The organism is Bradyrhizobium sp. 23AC, assembly GCF_054863025.1.
This window is the reverse complement of record NZ_JAVAYN010000007.1, coordinates 67,629-87,469: the sequence shown is the minus strand read 5'-3', so window position 1 is coordinate 87,469 and position 19,841 is coordinate 67,629. Positions and strand designations below refer to the sequence as shown.

At 62.1% G+C, this 19,841-nt stretch carries 34 protein-coding genes and 2 tRNA genes; 15 read left to right on the top strand and 21 right to left on the bottom strand.

All coding sequences use genetic code 11. From position 1 onward, the window contains the following. Positions 1-88: 88 nt before the first annotated feature. The 3 genes from RAD10_RS18510 to RAD10_RS18500 all read right to left on the bottom strand — a co-directional run bounded on the left by RAD10_RS18510 (position 89) and on the right by RAD10_RS18500 (position 1,663). Entirely contained in the window at positions 89-382 is a 294-nt protein-coding gene (locus RAD10_RS18510; RefSeq protein ID WP_092258394.1) for a DUF3551 domain-containing protein, read from the bottom strand. Between the two features lie 242 nt (positions 383-624). Next, positions 625-1,116: an Lrp/AsnC family transcriptional regulator gene (locus RAD10_RS18505; RefSeq protein WP_461618672.1), complete on the bottom strand. Its 492-nt coding sequence runs from the start codon at positions 1,114-1,116 to the stop codon at positions 625-627. 241 nt (positions 1,117-1,357) lie between these two features. After that, entirely contained in the window at positions 1,358-1,663 is a 306-nt protein-coding gene (locus RAD10_RS18500) for an ETC complex I subunit (protein ID WP_028144749.1), read from the bottom strand. A gap of 253 nt (positions 1,664-1,916) precedes the next feature. On the opposite strand from RAD10_RS18500, the gene RAD10_RS18495 reads away from it, so the two are divergent. Beyond that, positions 1,917-3,092: an OpgC domain-containing protein gene (locus RAD10_RS18495; protein ID WP_461618671.1), complete on the top strand. Its 1,176-nt coding sequence runs from the start codon at positions 1,917-1,919 to the stop codon at positions 3,090-3,092. A 100-nt stretch (positions 3,093-3,192) separates the two neighbouring features. Here the strand turns inward: RAD10_RS18495 and RAD10_RS18490 are convergent, their stop codons facing one another. The 5 genes from RAD10_RS18490 to RAD10_RS18470 form a co-directional block, all read right to left on the bottom strand. Then, positions 3,193-3,387: a hypothetical protein gene (locus RAD10_RS18490; protein ID WP_018323121.1), complete on the bottom strand. Its 195-nt coding sequence runs from the start codon at positions 3,385-3,387 to the stop codon at positions 3,193-3,195. Between the two features lie 752 nt (positions 3,388-4,139). Beyond that, positions 4,140-4,216, bottom strand: a tRNA-Pro gene (locus RAD10_RS18485). 91 nt (positions 4,217-4,307) lie between these two features. Next, the gene (locus tag RAD10_RS18480) at positions 4,308-4,793 is read right to left on the bottom strand and encodes a DUF192 domain-containing protein (protein ID WP_091956769.1); all 486 of its coding nucleotides are present in this window, start codon (positions 4,791-4,793) and stop codon (positions 4,308-4,310) included. 170 nt (positions 4,794-4,963) lie between these two features. Then, positions 4,964-5,626 carry a cold-shock protein gene (locus RAD10_RS18475; protein WP_026202878.1) on the bottom strand — a complete coding sequence of 221 codons (663 nt, stop codon included), beginning with the start codon at positions 5,624-5,626 and terminating at the stop codon, positions 4,964-4,966. Between the two features lie 197 nt (positions 5,627-5,823). After that, on the bottom strand, positions 5,824-6,585 hold the full coding sequence (locus RAD10_RS18470; protein ID WP_461618670.1) for an SIR2 family NAD-dependent protein deacylase: 762 nt from the start codon (positions 6,583-6,585) through the stop codon (positions 5,824-5,826). Positions 6,586-6,822: 237 nt separating this feature from the next. Between RAD10_RS18470 and RAD10_RS18465 the strand changes: the two genes are divergently transcribed. Continuing rightward, positions 6,823-6,987: a hypothetical protein gene (locus RAD10_RS18465; protein WP_162832225.1), complete on the top strand. Its 165-nt coding sequence runs from the start codon at positions 6,823-6,825 to the stop codon at positions 6,985-6,987. Positions 6,988-7,055: 68 nt separating this feature from the next. Here RAD10_RS18465 and RAD10_RS18460 read toward each other — a convergent pair whose 3' ends face one another. After that, positions 7,056-7,346, bottom strand: a complete 291-nt coding sequence (locus RAD10_RS18460; RefSeq protein ID WP_028144754.1) for a hypothetical protein — start codon at positions 7,344-7,346, stop codon at positions 7,056-7,058. A 281-nt stretch (positions 7,347-7,627) separates the two neighbouring features. Between RAD10_RS18460 and RAD10_RS18455 the strand changes: the two genes are divergently transcribed. Together RAD10_RS18455 and RAD10_RS18450 are read left to right on the top strand one after the other, a co-directional pair. Further along, positions 7,628-7,858: a hypothetical protein gene (locus RAD10_RS18455; RefSeq protein ID WP_461618669.1), complete on the top strand. Its 231-nt coding sequence runs from the start codon at positions 7,628-7,630 to the stop codon at positions 7,856-7,858. Between the two features lie 49 nt (positions 7,859-7,907). Further along, positions 7,908-8,084, top strand: a complete 177-nt coding sequence (locus RAD10_RS18450; RefSeq protein WP_461618668.1) for a hypothetical protein — start codon at positions 7,908-7,910, stop codon at positions 8,082-8,084. 8 nt (positions 8,085-8,092) lie between these two features. Here the strand turns inward: RAD10_RS18450 and RAD10_RS18445 are convergent, their stop codons facing one another. The 4 genes from RAD10_RS18445 to RAD10_RS18430 all read right to left on the bottom strand — a co-directional run bounded on the left by RAD10_RS18445 (position 8,093) and on the right by RAD10_RS18430 (position 9,459). Then, positions 8,093-8,290 (bottom strand): hypothetical protein, encoded by a 198-nt coding sequence (locus RAD10_RS18445; RefSeq protein ID WP_018323112.1) that lies wholly within the window; start codon positions 8,288-8,290, stop codon positions 8,093-8,095. Between the two features lie 327 nt (positions 8,291-8,617). After that, positions 8,618-8,764, bottom strand: coding sequence for a hypothetical protein (locus RAD10_RS18440; protein WP_461618667.1), 147 nt, complete (start codon positions 8,762-8,764; stop codon positions 8,618-8,620). A 183-nt stretch (positions 8,765-8,947) separates the two neighbouring features. Beyond that, positions 8,948-9,097, bottom strand: coding sequence for a hypothetical protein (locus RAD10_RS18435; RefSeq protein ID WP_461618666.1), 150 nt, complete (start codon positions 9,095-9,097; stop codon positions 8,948-8,950). Between the two features lie 224 nt (positions 9,098-9,321). Beyond that, a complete protein-coding gene (locus tag RAD10_RS18430) occupies positions 9,322-9,459 on the bottom strand; it encodes a hypothetical protein (protein WP_162832227.1) in 138 nt (45 codons plus the stop codon). 456 nt (positions 9,460-9,915) lie between these two features. Here RAD10_RS18430 and RAD10_RS18425 point away from each other — a divergent pair, with 456 nt between their 5' ends. Further along, positions 9,916-10,092: a hypothetical protein gene (locus RAD10_RS18425; protein WP_461618665.1), complete on the top strand. Its 177-nt coding sequence runs from the start codon at positions 9,916-9,918 to the stop codon at positions 10,090-10,092. A 41-nt stretch (positions 10,093-10,133) separates the two neighbouring features. Here RAD10_RS18425 and RAD10_RS18420 read toward each other — a convergent pair whose 3' ends face one another. Beyond that, complete coding sequence (locus RAD10_RS18420; protein WP_461618664.1) at positions 10,134-10,430, bottom strand: HU family DNA-binding protein; 297 nt, start codon at positions 10,428-10,430, stop codon at positions 10,134-10,136. A gap of 346 nt (positions 10,431-10,776) precedes the next feature. Between RAD10_RS18420 and RAD10_RS18415 the strand changes: the two genes are divergently transcribed. The 3 genes from RAD10_RS18415 (at position 10,777) to RAD10_RS18405 (ending at position 12,133) form a co-directional block, all read left to right on the top strand. Next, complete coding sequence (locus RAD10_RS18415; RefSeq protein WP_461618663.1) at positions 10,777-11,268, top strand: hypothetical protein; 492 nt, start codon at positions 10,777-10,779, stop codon at positions 11,266-11,268. A gap of 113 nt (positions 11,269-11,381) precedes the next feature. After that, positions 11,382-11,684 (top strand): hypothetical protein, encoded by a 303-nt coding sequence (locus RAD10_RS18410; RefSeq protein ID WP_461618662.1) that lies wholly within the window; start codon positions 11,382-11,384, stop codon positions 11,682-11,684. Positions 11,685-11,866: 182 nt separating this feature from the next. Then, positions 11,867-12,133: a hypothetical protein gene (locus RAD10_RS18405; RefSeq protein WP_026202876.1), complete on the top strand. Its 267-nt coding sequence runs from the start codon at positions 11,867-11,869 to the stop codon at positions 12,131-12,133. Positions 12,134-12,303: 170 nt separating this feature from the next. Here RAD10_RS18405 and RAD10_RS18400 read toward each other — a convergent pair whose 3' ends face one another. Then, positions 12,304-12,468 (bottom strand): hypothetical protein, encoded by a 165-nt coding sequence (locus RAD10_RS18400; RefSeq protein ID WP_177237193.1) that lies wholly within the window; start codon positions 12,466-12,468, stop codon positions 12,304-12,306. A gap of 395 nt (positions 12,469-12,863) precedes the next feature. On the opposite strand from RAD10_RS18400, the gene RAD10_RS18395 reads away from it, so the two are divergent. Then, entirely contained in the window at positions 12,864-13,316 is a 453-nt protein-coding gene (locus tag RAD10_RS18395; protein WP_095424191.1) for a VOC family protein, read from the top strand. Positions 13,317-13,618: 302 nt separating this feature from the next. After that, the gene (locus tag RAD10_RS18390) at positions 13,619-14,257 is read left to right on the top strand and encodes a glutathione S-transferase family protein (protein WP_461618661.1); all 639 of its coding nucleotides are present in this window, start codon (positions 13,619-13,621) and stop codon (positions 14,255-14,257) included. A gap of 125 nt (positions 14,258-14,382) precedes the next feature. Here the strand turns inward: RAD10_RS18390 and RAD10_RS18385 are convergent, their stop codons facing one another. From RAD10_RS18385 to RAD10_RS18375, 3 genes are read right to left on the bottom strand one after another with little or no spacing between them, the layout of a single operon-like run. After that, positions 14,383-14,550 (bottom strand): hypothetical protein, encoded by a 168-nt coding sequence (locus tag RAD10_RS18385; protein WP_091956777.1) that lies wholly within the window; start codon positions 14,548-14,550, stop codon positions 14,383-14,385. Between the two features lie 5 nt (positions 14,551-14,555). Next, positions 14,556-14,801 (bottom strand): hypothetical protein, encoded by a 246-nt coding sequence (locus tag RAD10_RS18380; RefSeq protein WP_461618660.1) that lies wholly within the window; start codon positions 14,799-14,801, stop codon positions 14,556-14,558. Between the two features lie 56 nt (positions 14,802-14,857). Next, the gene (locus tag RAD10_RS18375; protein WP_018323099.1) at positions 14,858-15,112 is read right to left on the bottom strand and encodes a PilZ domain-containing protein; all 255 of its coding nucleotides are present in this window, start codon (positions 15,110-15,112) and stop codon (positions 14,858-14,860) included. A gap of 226 nt (positions 15,113-15,338) precedes the next feature. Between RAD10_RS18375 and RAD10_RS18370 the strand changes: the two genes are divergently transcribed. From RAD10_RS18370 to RAD10_RS18355, 4 genes are all read left to right on the top strand, one after another. Continuing rightward, positions 15,339-15,413: transfer RNA gene (locus RAD10_RS18370), tRNA-Glu, on the top strand. 468 nt (positions 15,414-15,881) lie between these two features. After that, a complete protein-coding gene (locus RAD10_RS18365; RefSeq protein ID WP_461618659.1) occupies positions 15,882-16,127 on the top strand; it encodes a hypothetical protein in 246 nt (81 codons plus the stop codon). Positions 16,128-16,255: 128 nt separating this feature from the next. After that, a complete protein-coding gene (locus RAD10_RS18360; RefSeq protein ID WP_461618658.1) occupies positions 16,256-16,510 on the top strand; it encodes a hypothetical protein in 255 nt (84 codons plus the stop codon). A gap of 7 nt (positions 16,511-16,517) precedes the next feature. After that, complete coding sequence (locus RAD10_RS18355) at positions 16,518-16,790, top strand: hypothetical protein (protein WP_461618657.1); 273 nt, start codon at positions 16,518-16,520, stop codon at positions 16,788-16,790. Between the two features lie 15 nt (positions 16,791-16,805). Here RAD10_RS18355 and RAD10_RS18350 read toward each other — a convergent pair whose 3' ends face one another. From RAD10_RS18350 to RAD10_RS18340, 3 genes are all read right to left on the bottom strand, one after another. Further along, complete coding sequence (locus RAD10_RS18350) at positions 16,806-17,039, bottom strand: hypothetical protein (protein WP_461618656.1); 234 nt, start codon at positions 17,037-17,039, stop codon at positions 16,806-16,808. A gap of 758 nt (positions 17,040-17,797) precedes the next feature. Continuing rightward, positions 17,798-18,076 carry a hypothetical protein gene (locus tag RAD10_RS18345; protein WP_461618655.1) on the bottom strand — a complete coding sequence of 93 codons (279 nt, stop codon included), beginning with the start codon at positions 18,074-18,076 and terminating at the stop codon, positions 17,798-17,800. Positions 18,077-18,079: 3 nt separating this feature from the next. Beyond that, entirely contained in the window at positions 18,080-18,376 is a 297-nt protein-coding gene (locus RAD10_RS18340; RefSeq protein ID WP_461618654.1) for a hypothetical protein, read from the bottom strand. 472 nt (positions 18,377-18,848) lie between these two features. On the opposite strand from RAD10_RS18340, the gene RAD10_RS18335 reads away from it, so the two are divergent. Further along, positions 18,849-19,727: a hypothetical protein gene (locus RAD10_RS18335; RefSeq protein WP_461618653.1), complete on the top strand. Its 879-nt coding sequence runs from the start codon at positions 18,849-18,851 to the stop codon at positions 19,725-19,727. The last annotated feature ends 114 nt before the right edge of the window (positions 19,728-19,841 follow it).

The following is a 19,841-nucleotide window of genomic DNA, read 5'->3' as shown; positions in this document are numbered from 1 at the left end:
ACACGCCCGCTGTCGCCTTACTGTCATGAATTTACGGCCCCCGAGATGAACTCTCGGAGGCCGCAGTCTCGAAACCCGTATTCAGGCGTTAATTCGAGTTGGTCTGCGCGCCCGGGCGAAGCTTGGTGCGCGACTGCTTCGGCTGATAGGCCAGCGCGTCGTTCGAGGTCTTCGCGCCGCCGCTCTGCGAGCAGGTCCCGCCGATCCCGCCCGCCGCAGCCCGGCAGGCTTCCATCGTCGGATAGCCGCAGCCATGAGCGGCCTGGGCGCCGTTGGTGATGCAGTACTCTTCCGCCTGCGCGGCGGGTGCAGTCATCATGAGAAACGCCGATGCAAACAGCGTCGCAGCGGATGCGACAATCGTCTTCGAGGTCGAGGTCATGGTGTCTTTTCCAGCTTCAGGGTCCCACAAAAGAGTCCTCAGGATGCGACGCAGGCTGAGGTTCACCCCTTGCATCTAGGCGGCGCACCGGGACCGGCAATCACGTCTCAGCGCATCGCAGGACTTCCGAAATCACATGTCACAGTTATGTGAGTTAATCAGTATTATAGTGCTGAAATCGACGACGCGTGGCGCCTTCGGATTTTTCGTGATCTTGGAATAGCAGCGCCTGGGAACGTTCCCTATCCCGCCGATACCGCAACGACCTCCTGCAACGGCAGCGGCACATCCTTGGCGACCCCCAGCACCGGGAAGCTGCGGACGTTCTTCACGTCAGGCATTGCTGCGAAATGCAGAAGTTGCTGGCGCATGCTCTCCACGCTCGGCGCCACGCATCTCAGGAGATAGTCGGTGTCGCCCGAGATCCGCCAGCACTGCTGGATGCGCGGGATCGCGGCGATCGAGCTCTCGAACGCCTCCAATACCGGCTGGGCCTGGCTGCCGAGCTGGATCGAGACGAACGAGACCACCTCATAGCCGAGCCGCCGCTCGTCAATGACGGCCCGCACCGCCCGGATCACGCCGCGGCTGAACAGCGATTTCAGCCGCCGCAGGCAGTTCGGCGCGGATACGCCGACGCGTAGCGCCAGCTCGTTGTTGCGGATACGCCCGTCCTGCTGCAGCTCGGATAATATCTTCAGATCGACGCCGTCGAGCTGGTCACGCCCCGCCATAGCCCTACCCCGTCGTGTTCCGATGTCAGGACTAGCGAAGCACGCGGCGGAATTTGTGCCAAGGGTCCGAACGCTGGGGCGCGACGCTATCGCGTTCGGGTGGAATGCCTCTCCTCCACCGTCATGGCCGGCCTGTCCCGGCGATCCACGTTCGTTCACGCGCGCCTAAAACGTGGATGCCCGGGACGGGCCCGGGCATGACGAGAGCATCAAGTCGTTTGAAGTCGATGCAGCCGCGCCCTCAATGCGTCCAGGGCTCGCCGCGGCGGAACGAGAAATTATCAGCATAGGCGGCCGGGCGGCGGATCGAATCCTGCGGCTCGATCACTTGGTACGCGATGCCCTTGCGCTCGCAATAGGCGATCGCCTCTTCCTTGCTATGGAAGCGCAGCGTGATCTGCTGCTTCATGTCGCCGGACGAAGTCCAGCCCATCAGCGGCTCGACCGAGCGGGGCTGCTCCGGCTCGTAGTCGAGCTGCCATTCCTTCGTCTTGGACCGGCCGGATTGCATCGCGTTCTTGGCGGGCTTGAAAATGCGTGCGGTCATTGGCGGTCCGGCCTCTTCGTCTTTTCGTTCGATTTCGATGCGTCACGGTAGCAGTTGTTGGAAACCTCAGGGATAGTATACAGACACCGATTGGGAACTGATCGGTGATTCCGGCCCCGGGCACCCTTACCACCGGTATAGTCATTATGCTGCACCGTGACAATTGCGTACCCGCCTTTCGCGCTGGGGGCCCGCCCGGCGGCACTACTTTGCCGACATCAGCGTAACCGCCCCTCCCGAAAGCTCTCGTCGCATGGCCTTCCTGAACATCAACGCCACGCTCCCTGAAAAAGGCCGTGACCTCAGGCTCGACCTGTTTCGCGGGGTCGCCAATTGGGCGATCTTCCTCGACCACATCCCCGACAACGTCGTGAACTGGGTCACGACGCGCAATTACGGCTTTTCCGACGCCGCCGACCTGTTCGTGTTCATCTCCGGCTATACCGCCTCGTTCGTCTATGCGCGGATGATGCTGGAGCGCGGCTTCCTGGTCGGCGCCACCAGGCTGACCAAGCGGGTCTGGCAGCTCTACGTCGCCCACATCATCCTGTTCGTGATCTATATCGCCTCGATCAGCTATCTGGCGCTGCGCTTCGGCGATAGCGAGATGATCAACGAGTTCAACGTCGCCGGCCTCGTCGACAACGCCACCGAGACGCTACGCCAGGGCCTGTTCCTGCGTTTCAAGCCCCTCAATCTCGACGTGCTGCCACTCTACATCGTGCTGATGGGCCTGTTCCCGCCGGTGCTGTGGTTCATGCTGCGCAAGCCCGATTTGACGATGGTGCTGGCGATCGTGCTGTGGCTGGCGGCGCGCCACTTCGGCTGGAATCTGAACGCCTATCCGGCCGGCCAGTGGTACTTCAACCCGTATTGCTGGCAGGTGCTGTTCGTGTTCGGCGCCTGGTGCGCGATGGGCGGCGCGCGGCGCTCGATGACGCTGATCAACGCGCCGATCACGCTCTATCTCTGTCTCGCCTATCTCTTGTTCGCGCTGGTCATGACGATGGCCGGCCGCTTCCCGGCGTTCGGCGGCAGGTTCCCGGAGTGGCTGTTCTCGGCCTTCAACCCGAACGACAAGACCAACCTCGCGCCCTACCGCTTCATCCACTTCGTCGTGATCGTGATCCTGGTGATCCGCTTCGTACCGAAGGAATGGCCGGGGCTCGAATGGAAGGTGTTCGATCCCCTGATCGTCTGCGGCCAGCAGTCGCTCGCCGTGTTCTGCGTCGGCGTCTTCCTGTCCTTCGTCGGCCATTTCGAGCTGTCGATGAGCTCAGGCTCGCTGCTCGCGCAGATCTTCGTCAGCGTTGCCGGCATCGCGATCATGACGACGGTGGCCTATTACATCTCGTGGTCGAAGAAGCAGGACAAGCCGCTGAAGCCACCGCCGCCCAAGCCGGCGGCAGCCGCGGCGAAGGCGGCCTGATCCGGCAACGCCTGGCGGTTGAAGCGCGGCCTTCAGCCGCCATGGGCCAAGATCGATGGCCTCAGCAATGGCCCAAGGCGCGACGATGGTTCGTTGCGCTTCAGGCGGCTTCTTCGCCGTCGAACTCGGTGAATTTCTTGTAGATCCAGTCGCGGCCGTCATGGCGGCGCCAGACCTTGCCGACCACGAGCTGCCCGTTGATCGAGCGGCGGGGCACGATCACGGTCCAGAGGTGCCAGATCTCGCTCCAGCTCGATTGCGGACCGGCGGTTTTGAAGTTGCGATCGAAAGACATGACGCAGAACTCACAGGATACGCGCGCTGCGACGAACCGTGACCTTGTGTGAGCACGAATTGCAGGCAGCCCATCGCGAGCCGGAATCGATCTGATAACGATCGCCGGAGCAGCCGCAACAACCGCTCATCCTTAACCTAACCGATCAACCTTACTTCCCCCTGGGCTTACGGCCGGGAGTGGTTGAAAGCCGGCGCCGATTTATCTACAATATGCGCACGATTTGAGAATGACCGCGCCATCTTGGGCGCGTGGCGATTTGATTAAGCTGACGTCCAATTTTGTGAATTGAAATTTCGAGAATCTCGTCAGGGCGACCACAATGAATTTGCAGTGTGAACGTCTGCGCCTGGCGCTGCGATCGACGCCTCCTGCGCCAATCGCGAGGATGCCGGCGCATGAGCTGCCGAAAGCCGCCAACGACAACCACGGGATATGGCCCCTGCTGCCGTTTCCGCTCGGCTGGTACGCCTCGAGCTGATTGGCCGGATCCGAAAAGCACGCCCGAAAAGCGCAACGCCGCGCAAGCGGAATATCATCGCTTGGCGGCGTCCGTTTAGACATTGGGCGCTGAAATCCCCAACACACATATGTCTGTGGCGACAGCCAAAGGTTCGATACGGCGCCGCCAATTCTGTCCCGGCCAGCCCGCCGCAACCGCTTGAAACATCGCGCAGAAGTCGCGGAACGACGCCTGTCAGATCACGTCGGAGGAGGCAGGGAAAAAAGTCCGGGAGATTCAACGAGGGGACTGGTCGGGGCAGCTGGATTCGAACCAACGACCTGCAGTACCCAAAACTGCCGCGCTACCAGGCTGCGCTATACCCCGAATGTCCGGCGAGCCCCGTCGATACACGCTTCCCAAGGCGCCAGCAAGGCTTCCAAGGCGCCGTCAATCCCCGAAGCGCCCGGCTGCCCGCCTATTTGCTGCCGAACAGCGGATGGCCGACGCGGTCGCCGGGCCGGATGCCGTATTTCTGCGCCGTTCCCGCCACCACCTCGAGCACGGCCCGGGCGGGTCCCCGGGACGAGATGATCTTGGTCGACATCGGCTCGGTATTCTCGGCGATGCGCAGGATGCGGCCGTCGGCGCGGATGAAGATCATGTCGAGCGAGACATAGGTGTTCTTCATCCACATCGACACCTCCTGCTCGGGATTGAAGTCGAACAGCATGCCTTTGCCGTCCGCGAGCTCCTTGCGGTACATCAGGCCGGTTTGCTTCTCCTCCTCGGTCGTCGCCACTTCCACCGAGAACACCTGCACGCCGTTCTTGGTGACGATCTCAAGCGGCTGGAAGCTGGCGGCGCCGGCGGGCGCGCCGGCAACGACACAGCCGGCGATGACGAGGACGGCGGCAAGCCAGCCCTTCAGAACGGACCAGACAGCCTTTCGATCAGGATTCATGGGGGCACTCGAGGCGTGGGACTGGACCAGTCCTTACGCGGCGGTCGCCGGAAAAGCCAGAGGCGCACCGGTCTGCCGACGCGGCCCTGCTCACGATTGCGGGAAATGGAAGCTTGGGGGATTTGAAAGCTTGGAGTGACTTGGACGCTAGAGCGCGAGTCGCCCCGCGCTTAGTGCGACTGCAATCCCGGCGATCCGGTCTCGGGATGGATCTCGGCCGCCATCATGCCCTTGGAGCCGGGCCCGAAGCGGACCAGGACATACTGGCCGGGCCTGAGCTCGGTCATGCCGAAGCGGCGCAGCGTCTCCATGTGCACGAAGATGTCGGGCGTGCCCTCGCCGCAGGTCAGGAAGCCGAAGCCGCGCAGCCGGTTGAACCATTTGACCTGGGCCCGTTCCAGCCCGCTGGTCGCGGTGACGGTGACATGGGTGCGCGGCGGCAGCATCTGCGCCGGATGGATCGCGGTCGACTCGTCCATCGAGACCACGCGGAACGCCTGGTAACCCTTGGCGCGCTGGATGCACTCGACGACGATGCGGGCGCCTTCATAGGCGGTCTGGAAGCCGTCGCGCCTAAGCACGGTTACGTGCAGCAGCACGTCCGGCCAGCCGTTGTCGGGAACGATGAAGCCGTAGCCCTTGGATGCGTCGAACCATTTGATGACGCCATGGACTTCGACGAGATTGGCGCTGGTCTCGCCGAGCCCGCTGAACGGACTGAGCCCGCTCTCGCGACCGGCACTGCCGTGCTCGCCCGGCGTGATCCGCCCGGGCGATGCCCCCTGCCCGGGAACCCCGAGCTTCTTGGACTCAAATCCGTCCGACGACCCCATAACCCCGGACCCCACACTGTCATGCGACCCGCCTCAGCAGCGGCATCGAATCACGCGTCTTTCGAGAACCTTCTCAACTGGACGCGACGCGAATCTTTCGACTCAAAAGATAACACTCCCGGTTGCGAGGCATAGATAAAAAAGAGATTCGGCGGAACCTATGAACAGCTTGCACAGCCGCGAATCAAATTGATGCCTCAATTGGAGACAAAGGGCCCGAGCGCTTCGCCGATGTCGTGGTGGATGACGAGATCGGCAATGTCGTCCTGTTCGGTCGGCTCGCGATTGATGATCACCAAACGTGCACCGGCGTTCTTCGCCATCATCGGAAAGCCCGCCGCGGGCCACACAACGAGCGAGGAACCGATCGCGATGAAGAGGTCGCAGGCCTGCGACAATGCGGTCGCCCGCTGCATTTCATCATCGGGCATCATCTGGCCGAAGGAGATCGTGGCGGTCTTCACCGGCTCGTCGCACGCGGTGCAGTTGGGCGCGAGGCCGTCGTCGTCGAAGCGACGCCTCACCCAATCGAGCGGATAGGCCTGCCCGCATCCGATGCAGCGCGCATAAGTGGTATTGCCGTGAAGTTCAATCACGTGCTCGCCGGCGAAACCGGAGGCCTGGTGCAGATTGTCGATGTTCTGGGTGATGACGGCGGGAACCTTGCCGGCGCGGTAGAGCGAGGCCAGCGCCCGATGGCCGCGGCCGGGCTTCGCCGCCGCGAAGACCTCCTCCATCGCAAAACGGCGGCGCCAGGATTCGTCCCGCGCTGACTGGCTCGCGACGAATTCGTCGAACGGGATCGGACGGTTGCGCGTCCAAATTCCGCCCGGCGAGCGGAAGTCGGGGATGCCGCATTCGGTCGAGATGCCGGCGCCGGTGAACGGCACGATGACCTTCGCCTCGGCAATCATGTCGCCGAGCCGTTCAACGCCGCTCTGAAGATCCGATGCAATCAATCGCGGTCTCCCGATTCGTTTTGCCTGACAGCATCATGCACAAGCGGCAAGATTGTTGACGCTCTTATCAAGCGCTAACGCGAGGCGCTCGGCAATTTTTTCCGGCCTTCGCATATCACAATCCTGCAATGCCTCCTCCCCATTGACGCCCCATTCGGGAGCCCCAATGGATGTGTCAATGCGACTCAAGATGATGCGGCGGCAGTGCTTGAGTTAAGTAAACCCGAGGGGATGGTCATGACCGAAGACGAAGAACGCAAAGCTCGTGAGCGCGATGAAATCGCAGCCCGTGTCGCCGCCTTCCGTGCCACGCAGGAAAAATTCAAGCGCGAGCGCGAAGAATATTTCGTGTCGACCCTGGAGAACGCCCGCAAGGTCGAACGGCCCTCGCTCTGGCCGTAATACACCTCCTGATCAATGCGCATGAAAAAAGCCCGGAGCATCGCTCCGGGCTTTTCGCTTGAGAGTGGCTACCAATGGCGCCAGTGGCGATGGTGCCGGTAGTACGGTCCGCCGCCGTAATAGGCGTAGGAGCCCGGCCCGTAATAATAGTCGGGGCCGTCATAATAGCCGTAGCGCGGGCCGTAATAGCCGTACGGATGGGACGCTGCGACCGCACCCGCGGTGATCGCGCCGGCGGCGAGGCCGAATGCGAGGCCCGGGCCAATGCCGCGCCCGCGCGCCTCGGCAGGCGCAGGGGCCGCAACCGCGGTCACGCCAACGGCTGCGACGGTGGCCAGAACTGCCAGTGTTTTCTTCATGCTCTCCTCCTTCGCGTCTCGCGGAGATAACGACGAGCGCCTGCGATGGTTGCGCGCAGGGCGCGGAACCGGCCACAGCAAAAAAAGCCGATCCAGCCGGAACGAAATCGCCGGCCCGGGATTGCATCCTCAAGTGCGGGAGCCTCCGCCATCCGGGTTGAGGCGACAGCACGAAGCCCCGTCAGCATCTCCGCGATGCTGGCGGGGTTTTCAGTTTCACGGGAGCAGATGGCAGCAGACGAGGATTGCTGCCAGCGGGGCGAACGACCGAGGAGGAGAGTTTGCCGTTATCTGCTTTGCTGGCCCGAATCCGCAGACTGGTTCCCAGCTCCGACGATCAGCACTACGACGAGATCGTTCGCAGCTTCGGTGTCGGCGCGCTGCACCCGCCGCCGACGCCGATGAGCGACGGCGAGCTGGCGCGGGCGATCGCCGAGTTCCTGAAAGAGCAGCCGTCGAGCGAATCTGTCGCGACCCTCGGCCGCCGGCTCGACCCCTCTTCTCCGCTTTGAGTTCCTTCGAATTTCTTCCGAATTTCTTGGCGAGAGCACGGAACCAGGAATGCGCGCGGACGTTGAATCCCCCTTCACGCAGAGAGCGGAAGAGGCCGATATGCCCGCGTGGCTCGAAGTCTTGCTCAATTTGTCCGGCTATGCCGGTTTCGTGGCGCTCGCCTCGCGCGGCACCGCGAGCCCGCAGGTGCCGGTTGACGATCGCACCTATAGCGACGATCGCTAGCGCCGCCTTTAATTGGCGTGCGCCGCCTGGCCCGCCGTGCGCACCAGCCGGTCTGCCTTGACCGCGACGCGCGTGTCTTCGAGCTGCGGCCGCAGCGAGAAGCTGATCACCACGAAAGCGAGACAGAACAGCGCGCCGACGATGGCGACGCGCCGGTAGGTCTGTCGGTCGCCTTGGTAAAAGGACGGCTCAGAAAAAGGTGTCATGATAAATATGCTTCTTGGCAAAGATCGTTTCTTGCTTGTCCTTGCCAGACACCTACCGCAACGAGCGCCAAGCGCAACGCGATTGGGCTTTTAACCTAACCGAATAGGGTTATCGGCTTCCGCGCAAATGATCGTTAGGAGTTTGCGGAGCGCCTGCGATTTCCAGCGAGCCGCTTGCCATATCGCAGGAAGCCGAAGCGACCGCAGCATGGCGACCGGCTTTGTTCCAGCTTCGACACCATTTCGTTCTCGAAGAACGAATCGGAATCGAAGAAATCGGCGCGGAGCAACTCTTAACAAAACGTGCGCGCAGGCACGACGATCGCCTCACGTCGCATCGGGTGACGAGGCCTCGGGAGATTTCGATCCCGGCGGCGGCACTTGCGGCACCGACGGTTTGCCTTTGCGCAAACGCGGGTGTCGATCGTACCAGAACACTTTCGCGATCTCGGCGAGAAACCAGCACGCATTCATGTCGCTCTCCCTCGCCTCACTCGTTACGGAGAAGGCGCGGACGGGACTGTGCGAAGCATCACGCTGTCTCGTTTTGATGCGCGTGGTCAAATCGCGTGCGGCAGGCGCAACATGTTCTGCATCCGACTCCATTTCGTTCTCAAAGAACGAATCGGAGTCGGAAAAATCAGTGCGAAGCGATTCCTAACGATCGATGAAAGCGCGCGACGCAACCTCTTCAGCGGCGTAGCTCGGCACAATCTTCGGCGGCAGGAATTTCGAGACGACCGCGAACACGATGACGATCTCGCGGCAAGGTTCGCATTGAAAGCTGTTGGCGGACGTCGCCATCATCGGCTTGGCGCATCGCGGGCATGTCATGCAGGCCGAACGCTGACGGCACATGTTCGTTCCTGAAGCATCAGCGGCGAATGCTCGCGCCGGCAACCACACCCGCCGAGACGAACTTCAAGTTGGTCGCCTCGTCGCCCCTGCGAAAGCCGCCGATCAAGCGCGAGCCGTCAGACCAGACGGCGCTTGCCGGGTCCCCTAGTGTCGTCGGCGTCCGCCAGAACAGATCAAGCCGCCCGCTTCACTTTTTCCTTTTCCGAGAAGCATTCCAGGATCTGGATGCGGAGCTCTTCCGCGGCCGGGCCCTCGAGCTTCCTGAGCTCGTTCCAGAGCCTGATCACTTCGCGCTGTTTTTCGACGGTCATGAGTCCACCTCCAAAGCGGTCCTTAAGGCGGCTCACTAGAACAAAATGAGAACAAAAAGTCCAGTCCCTCGCGCGCGATTTCCCGGCATGTCGCGTTGAACCTTTTCAACGCCGCGTGGACCCATGGAAGCTGGGGATTTCAGCGCCCAGTCATATGGCAACGCTACGGTGAACGAACATATTCCGTCATCGCGGCGCTGTTGCTTTTTGGATTTTCAACTTTAAGTTCGAAATACGGCTGGCGGCCAGGCGCTGAAATCCCAACGCCGTCAGCCAGAAGAGCCCCGTGCGAAAGCGCGGGGTTTTTCTTGAAGGCAACGGCTACCAAGGTGCAGCAGGTCGTAACGGGAACGAATCTTCCAACATTCGCATTGACCGGCCGAATGAGGCGGTATCCCGCGTTTCCGCGTCCGACCCCAGAGCCGATGCCCCGCGCCCTTCATGATCGAGGCGCCGATGAACTGCGAGTTCTGTGAGACCGAGATCCCGATCGGACTTTCGGTCTGCCCGGCTTGCCGGAAACCGCAGAGCGCGCCGGGACAAACCGACCGGCGCGCTCTGTGGTTCGTCCTGATCGTCGTGGTGATGTTCGGCATCGCCGTCGCCGAGCACCACCTTGTCTTCAGCCATTGATCGTTGCAGCATCGCCCCGCCGCAACGACATCACCAGCGCCTTAGACGGCGTCCTTGGCCACCTTCAGCGGCGAGGCCTTGACCGACTTGCTCGCCGGCTTGGCCGCGAACTGCATCGGCTCCTTGGTGAAGGGATTGACGCCCATGCGGGCTTCGGTCGCCGGCTTGTTCACAACCGCCATCTTCACGAAACCGGGAATGACGAACTCGCCGGACTCGTTGAGCTCCTTGTAGCCGACCGTCGCCATGTACTCGATCACCGACTTCACGTCGTTCTTCGAAAGCTGCGTGCCCTCGGCAATTGCATCAATCAATTGAGTCTTCGTCATCTTCGCCATGTCTGAATTCCTTTTGTGCGCGCGAGCAACTCTGCTGGGGACGCGGCCTGAAGCGCGGGGGCGCGCTGATTTCATGCCAGAGGTCATGAAGTGACGGGGCTTAGAACCCATCGAGGCCGAAAACGCAAGCAGGGGTTCTGCGGGGTTCCCCACTTCCTGTGAAGATGCCGCAGGACCTTCCGATTTCCGTTTGAACCATTTTGCGGCCGGCGCGTCATATCATTGAAGTCCCTAAGCTTCACCCACCAGAGAGCCCCGCTTCCCCCAGGCGGGGTTTTCGCTTTTGGGGGCATGGTAGAACGGCCCGGCTGCCTATAATGGTCTGAGGGTTGCTCGTGGGGTGCTCATGAAGGTCGCTATCGTCATCGCAGGTTTGATCGTTGTCGCCGTCGCAGCCCTCGTCGCGATCCAGCCGAGCTTCCTGAAGCCTGCGTCCCTCACCCTCGTGAAGAAGTCTGACATCTTCGGCTTCTCGCCCGGGATGACATTCGATGAGACCAGCAAGCTCGTCAGTCAACGCCGCTATCTCTGCCGCCGGAGCCGCGACTCCTACACCTTCGAATGCGACATCAACGGCGCCAAGGTCACGGTCGACAGCGAGGAGGCCGACGCTAGGCACCCGATCTGGCGCGTCAAGGCGGAGTTGAACAATCCGGGGGCGCAGGACGCCGCCGTCAAATCGATCTCCGACCAGTTCAACGCGCAACCCATGAAGGACCGAGAGGGATGGACATGGATCGTCGGCCGCGGGCTCAAGCTGAGTTATGACGGCCACGCCCTAGACCTCGTGGACGAGGCCGCGGAGGCCCGGCTTCGCAAGGGGGAAGCAAAGCGCTAGAGCGTGAAGTCACCTCGCCGTGAAACTTGTGGCTCGGCACGCCTTGTTGACACTTCAGTAACCCAACGCCGCCAAGCTCCCTTCAGTCTCGTTGCGTTTGGAGTAACCCCACAGTGCTGGATTTTGACGAGCTGCGTGAACTCGCGGCTGATGTTCGTGTTTTCGTCGACGTCGGCGAGGACAAGGCCGAAGCACTCAGGGCCGTCATCGCGGCCTATGACGTGGTGCTGGCGATCTTCCCCACTGACGAGGGCATGGGCCTTCATGTCATCAAGGGCAGCCAGATCCTGGACATGATTGCAAAATCACGCAGCCATGCGATCTACAGCCACACGGCGATCGCGGTCCCCGACCTGCAACATGCACAAGCGCTCAAGCTGCTGACGGCCCCGGTCGACCAACGGATTGCGGCCTAGTTGCAGGCGGCGACGACGTCGGCGCCCCCAGGCAGCTCGCCCCCGCGCGAGAACGCACGCCTGCTGACATAAATCGCGGGCGGCGACTTCCGGCGTCGGAGAATTCTTTCTTCCTGAACGTCAAGCCGAGGAACATGGCTTCCGCGTTCCCGTTGGCCCATGCAACCAACGAGGAGCTTGCGATGAAAAAGTTCATGATCGCGACCGCCGCACTCGGTCTCATGTGCGGCTCCGCCTTTGCCCAGACCGGCCCCGCCCCGCAGTCCGACAACATGCAGAAGCCCGGCATGAAAAACCCGAACAAGGGCTCGATGACCAAGGGCACGACCGGGATGAGCAAGGACGGCATGAGCAAGGGCGGAATGGTGAAGCCCGACGCCTCCGGCCAGGGCGGCTCCGGCCCGGGTAGCGACCAGGGCGGCACGAAGACTCGCAGCAACATGAAGTAAGCCGGCGTTCTGCACGGCGGACTGCGTCGCTCCCCACGGAACGGCGCGGCCATCTCGTACCGATTGCTTCAGCGGCCGTTGCTTTCGAGTCCTGTCGAGGCAGGGCAATCGCATCCGAAGATCAACGTGGCGAGAAGCTCGCCTGCGGTGATCTCTCACGATTGCCCTAGTCAGTGCCCGAGCAACAAGACCGCAGTGCCGATCACGATACAGCCAAACCCGAAGATCGCCGTCACGATCTCGACGACGTTTTCCAGACCGAAGAATCTGACGACGGCGCTCCATGCGGCAGACAGGAGGATATCCACGATCGCGCTGAGCACGGCTTGGAGCATATGGATGGGTCGCGCCGGCGGACTTGGGGTTCAACCGCAACCGTCGCAAGAGCAGTTCAAAGGGCCTTGGTTTACCGTCACGGGAATAGTTCAGCGTGGCGCAGCCCGGACAGTTATTTTGTGAGCCGCAGACGCGAAGGGTGGGCCCGTGTCCCCCAGTCACGGAATTAATTGCCGATCCATAAATCGCGGCGACAGGGCTGCTCAGGTCATTTGCCATCGCTAGCCTGCCTACTCCGCGGCTCCAATCCATGCTCGGCCGGCTCGCTTCACCAACCCTTTCCCTTCACACACATTTGCCCCGCCCCCTGCCCCTCCTCCCACTTTCCTGCTATCTCCTACTCCCGCCGCCCCGGCCCAAAGCAAAACCCTCCGAACGTTAGGGAGCAACAACCATGCGATACCTCCACACCATGCTGCGCGTGCGCAATCTCGATGTCGCGCTGAAATTCTATGTTGATGCTTTCGGGCTGAAGGAGGTGCGGCGGATCGAGAACGACAAGGGGCGGTTCACGCTGGTGTTCTTGTGCTCGGCGGACGATCTCGAGGCGCTGAAGAAGCAGCCGCAGTCGCGCGGCGCGCCGCTGGTCGAGCTGACCTGGAATTGGGACGAGGAAAAGTATGGCGAGGATCGCTTCTTCGGCCATCTCGCCTATGAGGTCGACGACATCTACGCCACCTGCGCGCAACTGATGAAGGCCGGCGTCACCATCAACCGTCCCCCGCGCGACGGCAACATGGCCTTCGTCCGCTCGCCGGACCTGCACTCGATCGAGCTGCTGCAGAAGGGCGAGCCGAAGCCGCCGCAGGAGCCCTGGGCATCGATGCCCAATACCGGCCATTGGTAACGCGCCGGCAGGAACAAGCTTTCGCGCCCGACGTTCTCTCTTCAACGAAGCCGATTGGAGGAGGATGTGATGGCGAGAGGGCTGTTGCTGTGGATGCTTGGCGTGCCGATCCCGGTGATCATTCTGTTGTGGCTGTTCTTCGGCCGCTGATCGACGGGTTCAAGTTTGCGAGTTGTTTTGCAACGAAAGCTTCGCCTCGGGTGGAGCTTTTTGCATGAGAGGCGCGCCGCAATCGCGCATCGCTCCGAACGGCGAATTCCGCTATCACCCGCGGCAAGCGAAAACGCCGCGGGAGACGCCTCATGCCTGACACCAAGCTGACGATCTGGGGGCGCGCCAATTCGGTCAATGTGCAGAAGGTGCTGTGGTGCCTCACTGAGCTCGCTTTGCCCTATGAGCGTATCGACGCCGGCATGAGTTACGGCCGGACCCGCGAGGCCGACTATCTCGCGATGAACCCCAATGCGCGGATCCCCACACTGGTCGAGGGCGACTTCGTGCTGTGGGAGTCCAACTCGATCATGCGCTATCTCTGCCTCGCGCATGGAAGCAGCACGCCGATCTACCCGGAGGCGCCGAAGAGCCGCGCATCGGTCGACCGCTGGCTCGACTGGACGCTGTCGACGGTGCAGCCGGTCGACCGCCCGGTGTTCTGGGGCATCGTGCGCACGGCGCCCGCCGAGCGCGACATGATCCAGGTGCAGCGCGATGCCGATGCCGCCGCCGAGGTGTGGGCCATCGCCGACCGCCTGCTCTCCTCGCGCCGCTTCTTCGAGGGCGATGCGTTCACGCTCGCGGACATCGCGCTCGGCTCCTATGCGCGGCGCTGGCTCGGCGTCGAGGGCATCGCCCGGCCGGCGCAGCCGCATCTGACGCGCTGGCTCGCCGAGCTCGGCAAACGGCCCGGATTTGCACAGCATGTCGCACCGCCGATGTCGTGAGCCGGCAGCGCGGCGCAAGCTGCGCTGACGTCACAATGAATCTGCGTTTTGGCGCAAGCGTCCAGTGTCATCTCAGCACTTGACGCTACTGTGCATGGGGTTGTTTTCGCGTTTTAGTTTTGGCTTTACCGCCAGCCGCGCTCGACCATCAGCACGCAAACGATCAGCACCAAGGTCACCGCCGCGGTCGCCAGCCGCGCCGTCCAGCTCAGGCCGCGGCCGACCCACCAGAGCAGTGCGCAGTACATCAAGACGGGAACGACGAGGTCGAGGCGCAGCAGATCCACCGGCATGGCCTCTAGCGCCTCACGGTGGTGTCGATGCTGATCGAGCCGCCGATCTTCACGCAGGTCCCGGTGCCCTCGACCATGACGAAGCGCGGGCCGTAAGTGGCGCAGGAGCCCGCCCGTGCCTTCCCGGCCGCGCCTTTCAGCGGCAGGGCCTTGCCGGCCTGCGGCCGCTCGGCTGGCGGCAGACGCAAGGCCTCCGTCGCGGCGGCGGATGTGGCGAGCAAGGAGATCAGGATGAGGAGCGGCGCGCGCATGGCGGCGTTCTATCCCGGACGGGCGCCATGCGCCATCGGGGCGGCCGCGGCCGCGATCAGATGAACTTGATGCCGGCTGATTTGCCGCGGCGCCAGACCACCTGGCAGCTCCGCCCGGTGCGCGCATCGCGTGCGAAGGCGAGCCGGATCACGCCCGGGAGCTGGCTCGCATCCTCGTCCAGCGTGATCTTGGCGCCCGAATCCGAGATGTCCTGGACCAGGCAATGCCGCGCGGCGAAGCCACCGTCGAGCGTGATCCAGGCATGCTGCGACAGCAGCTTGCGGGCTGCGCGCTTTTTCGGCGGTGGCATTGGCGAAAGATCTCCCGTTCCAGCGCTACTCAGGGAACCCTAAGAATCCGTTGAAATCGCCTCCGGATCATCCCGGGGCCGGCGCTGTCCACCGGGGCCAAAAGACCGGTCCCGGACGGCTTGCCCGGAGCCAGAAAGGCCACTATACGTTCGCCCGCTGCAAGCCGCCGGGCCCGACTCGGCCGGCCAGCGGCTGTGCCGGGAAAAACGGCAGGGCCCTGCGTTTGCTCCCTTCGTCTATCGGTTAGGACGCCACCCTTTCACGGTGGAGAGAGCGGTTCGATTCCGCTAGGGAGCGCCAGCAAAATCAATCACTTAGCTTAACCCCGCTGCGCTGTGTCCAACATCTGTCCAATAAACAGGTGTGGACTCGATCTGACATTTCCGGCCGTCCGCTCAGCCGCGGGTCGCTCCTGAATGGGGGCGAGTCATGGACGTAGTTTCAGCGGTTGGCTGGATCGTGTTGGTGGTGACGTTTGTGGCAGTCCTCCTGGCGGCAACCGAAAAACAGCAAAGACCTTAAGACAGCCCTCCGAGGCTCCCGAAAGGGGCACGGCCGACAGAGCCCCCTGTTCTGCCAGGATACGGTCCTAACTGTCCGCCACCGCCGACCCCATCGCCGGTGAGTTTTGTCTATGGTGCCGCCCGATAGTAAGCCGCCATCGACCGTAGTGCCGTCTTCAGAGGTCCCAAGGTCGTTCGGAATGCCCACCCCTTTACTATCGGTAGTTGCAGTAATAGGTTCCCTCCTCTTTTAGAGGACGGATGTATGGTGTGCGAACTGGTGCTGACGATCATGCTTAGCGGCGAGCCGCGGGAGATCGACTGGAAGACGGTCGAGACCGAAGCTTCCTGCAAGCAGGATGCCGCCGAGCTCAACGGTAACGAAGGTTTTTATAGCTATCAGGGAGCCAAGGCGTTCTGTCGCGAGATCCCCCGCTGGCGAGCCCATCCCTCCCCTTGGCGGTACGTCGACCAAAACGTCCCCCGGCCCTTAAACAGTGAGCCGCACTAAACCGCAAGCGGAGGAATGATCGGGCTGGGCCTGCTTTCCACACCTACGACGCGCAGTAGCTCGCGTGCATTCCGACCCACCAGTAATCGACAATTTGACTCTTGCCCGCGCTGCGGTTCGATGGCGCCTTGACCAAGGCAGAGAACAGAGCGGCCGCGAAGGCCTGGCACGAAGAACGGATGCGCCAGCGCCGCGAGGAAGCTCGTGCTGCTGACATCGCTGCGGACCTCGCCGAGCTCGACCGGCTGCGTCGTTACCTCATCCTTGGCCGCCGCGCCCCCGGGGCCGACGCCGAGAAGCTGCGGAGCGCGATCGACGACTATGTCGAGCAGCTCACCGGAGATCGGACTAGGCTACACGCCCAGAATCACAAGTGCGGATAAATTTGACATGAAAGATTTGCTTACGTGGGCCTCTGTCTTTCTTGCCGGCGTCGCGGCGATCCTTTGGTTCGTCTCGGCCTCCAATTGGATGAACGTCTACGCCGACGAACAAATGGAGGCACGTTCCGATCGGATGTTATACATAAGGAACGGTCGCAAAGTGGATCTCGTGGGCACCACCGCGAACCAATCACGTTGGAGCAGTTTCGCAGCGGTCATAACGGGCATTGCGGTGCTTCTCCAAGCCCTCGCAATGCGACTTCCAGGCCCGCCAACGTGAACCGGCGGGCCAGTTTCACTTTTTCAGGCAAAGACCAACTGTCGGCGACTTTCGGCCATCCGCGCTGCCACCACTCGGGCAGAACACCGACACAAGCATTTCGCTGCCGTCACAATTGACGGCGCCGTCGGCCTGCACCGCCCCGATATTGACCGACGCCGGATCGCCCTTGTCCCCCTTTGGTCCCTGCGGTCCTTGTGATCCCGTCTGAGCCACACCTTCAGGGGTTCCATGTTGATTGTAGCCCATAGCTTATTCTACCATAAGGTTGGTGGGCAGGCGGGCGCGATGGGGAGAAATCGATGCTCAACAACATCAATCGCAACACAGCGAAGCTGGAGCAGTTGTCGCCGGTCGGTTGGGCGCTTCTTTTTTGGGGACTGTTTCTTTTTGTCGGGTTCTGCCTCCCCTGGTGACGGGCCTTTTCTGCACACCTCTTCGCATCCATCGACGCATGAGCCGACGCGGCATGGAGCCGTGGCGACTGCAGCAACCTTCGCAAACCCAGCCAGCGTATTCCGGCGGGCTCTGTGAGCCCGAGCCGAAGCCCAGATTTAGCGCGAAGCTCTCTCGCGCGCAGCATTCAGGTCCGCTTTTATGCCTGAGACTGCTGCATCGGCCGGCTGTCGACTTGGGGCCGGTACGTTGAGGTCTCGCGCCCATGGCGCCGCTGGTCGAACTGTAGGAGCTGAAGTGACCTGATCAGAGCTGACACAAGCAGAGACAAGTAGGCCAGAAAGGCCGACCAATACCGCCCGCGTCATCGTCTGGATGCCCATGCTCGCCTAACAGAGATGCCTCCAAATCGATCCCATCGGAAAAAGAAAACCCGCCGACCTTTTGAGCCGGCGGGTTCTCAATGCCCATGCGTACCGCGGTACTCGTCACCAATCCGCGATGACTGATCGTAAGGCTGTATCGGTTGATGTCGGGTTACCGCTTTAGCCGCTTGCGGTGCGTCATCAGCCGCTGCCGATCGCGCTTCCTGTGGGCTCGGCGCCGGCGCTTCACGATCCACCCCGCTGTGTCTCGTCGTGCCAGGCGGCGAAGTAACTGGTCTTGAACTCGCGTAGCATGTCCGCGAGATGCTGGACCGCGAAATTTGCGAGCTCGAGGCTGCGTTCGTGGGTTACATCTTGGCACCAGTCGGCGACCAAACGCTCCGTGATCTCGCCCATCCGGTCGATGTCCTGGACCTTATGCTCCAGACCGCGGAAGGCCTTGGCGTGCGCCTCGTCGACCTGAGCGCGGGGATATCCTTGCGGGAATTGTACGATCTCACTCATGGCTCAGCACTCCTCCCCAACGATGCGCTCCAACTCATTTGCTAAGAAACGCGCGGCCTCGGCGCCCTCGCGGAGCCACTTAAGCTCGTCGATCCAATCCTCGGTGCGGAGCGGCTCTCCTCTATGCAATTTGCCCGCTATCGTCACGGCCATGGCAGCCCGGCTGTAGTGGTGCCGTAGGGGATTGCGTTGCCGGCCGGCGCGCTGACAGCCGGTGACCGGGAATTCGACGGGCCTGACGTTCTCGGAAGGCAGGGCGCGGAGCGTCCGCCTCGCAGACAGTTCGATGATGTTGGACATGGTGGTAGGTCTCAAGATTTGGCTTCTAAGGGCCGCTTGCCGTGACGGACGGCAAAGCCGGGGTCTTAGAACGAGCCTTGAGGACTCGCGGCGCAGCCTTTGGGGTTTCCCCTTGGACATCAGCCACAGGCTTGGCGGCCCACGGCATTGCTACGCCACCCCGGCCGTGATACGTCACAGCCAGGTCAGCGCACCCGCCAAGGTGCAGCCATCGCGGTCAGAGCCCGCCAAGGCTCGTCGCGCAGGTCGATCCGCCGCCAAGCGGTATCGCCTTCTCAAGGTCCGGGTTCTAAGGCCCGCGGACACCCCACCATGATTTGGTGAATTTTGTCTATCCCCTTCCGGGGGCGCTTTGGCGCGGCCTGATCCCGGTGAATTACGGGATCATCGGGGATCACATCACCGCACCCACTGGCCCGCTCGCTCAATCAACGCGAGCCTATCGCTTCCTTTGCAGCCGTGGAGCTTGCCAATGAGGAAGCCTGGTCGCCGTGCCGTATTAGGGGCCGATATCGACGGCAACGCGCGCAAGATCGAGGAACACCTCGACGGGGGCGGCAGCTTCCGGAATTGCCCTGTCAGCCAGCACTTCCGCTCAATAGTGAAGCACGAGCGACCGACCGTCTGGATCTCAATGCTCAAGAAGTCAAAGGAGAATGAGCGGGAGCGAAAGATCGAGCTGAGCCGGCGGAAGATGATGGCTCGCACCGTTTGCGCCAATGGTCATCCGCTGACACCAGAGAACACAGCTATCAAGGTTGTGAGGATACGACAGGGCAAGCGCGGCCGATGGCTGGCGAGGCAGTGTCTCACCTGTCGTTACGCATCAATGAAGAAGTCGAGCTACACCGCCGAAGAGGTGAAAGCAGCGATACAGGGAGCGCAGGCTGGATTTACGATGGCCCAGCTTACCAGCTACCGCCATCCCAACACTCGAGTGATCCGCCAGAATCAGCTGATGACGGCGATGCAAGACAAGCCCAAGCTGGCAAGCGTCCTTCGGCCCCTCTTCGCGCGCAACCGGGCGACCAACCACAAAGCCTTGATGCAGCGACTGTCGCCCCGTGGCATTTTTTCACCCTCGTCTGATGTGATACTGCGCGCCGTCGAGGCTGTAGTGCCGCACACGCTAGGATATCATCAGCGACAGGAGATCGTCGGCGAGATGGTCTTTGCCGTGATGGAAGGGCGACTGGACTTAAAGGATCTGCGCACGCGCTATTCCGAATTCGCGCGTGCCGCCGATCGCATGTTTCCAACCAAGTTTGCACCACCCTCCCTAGACGCGCCGGCCTTCCGCGACGGCGAGATACCGCTAATCGAGACCATCTCCCGCAGCCTGTGGATCTAGGCGGCGCCTGAGCCGCTGTCGGGCATAGACCGGGAGGTAGCCATCCACCGCACAAGTGAGTGAATTTTGCTTGCGCTCGCTTTACGGTTGAGGAATCACTGTCACAAGCGGGGG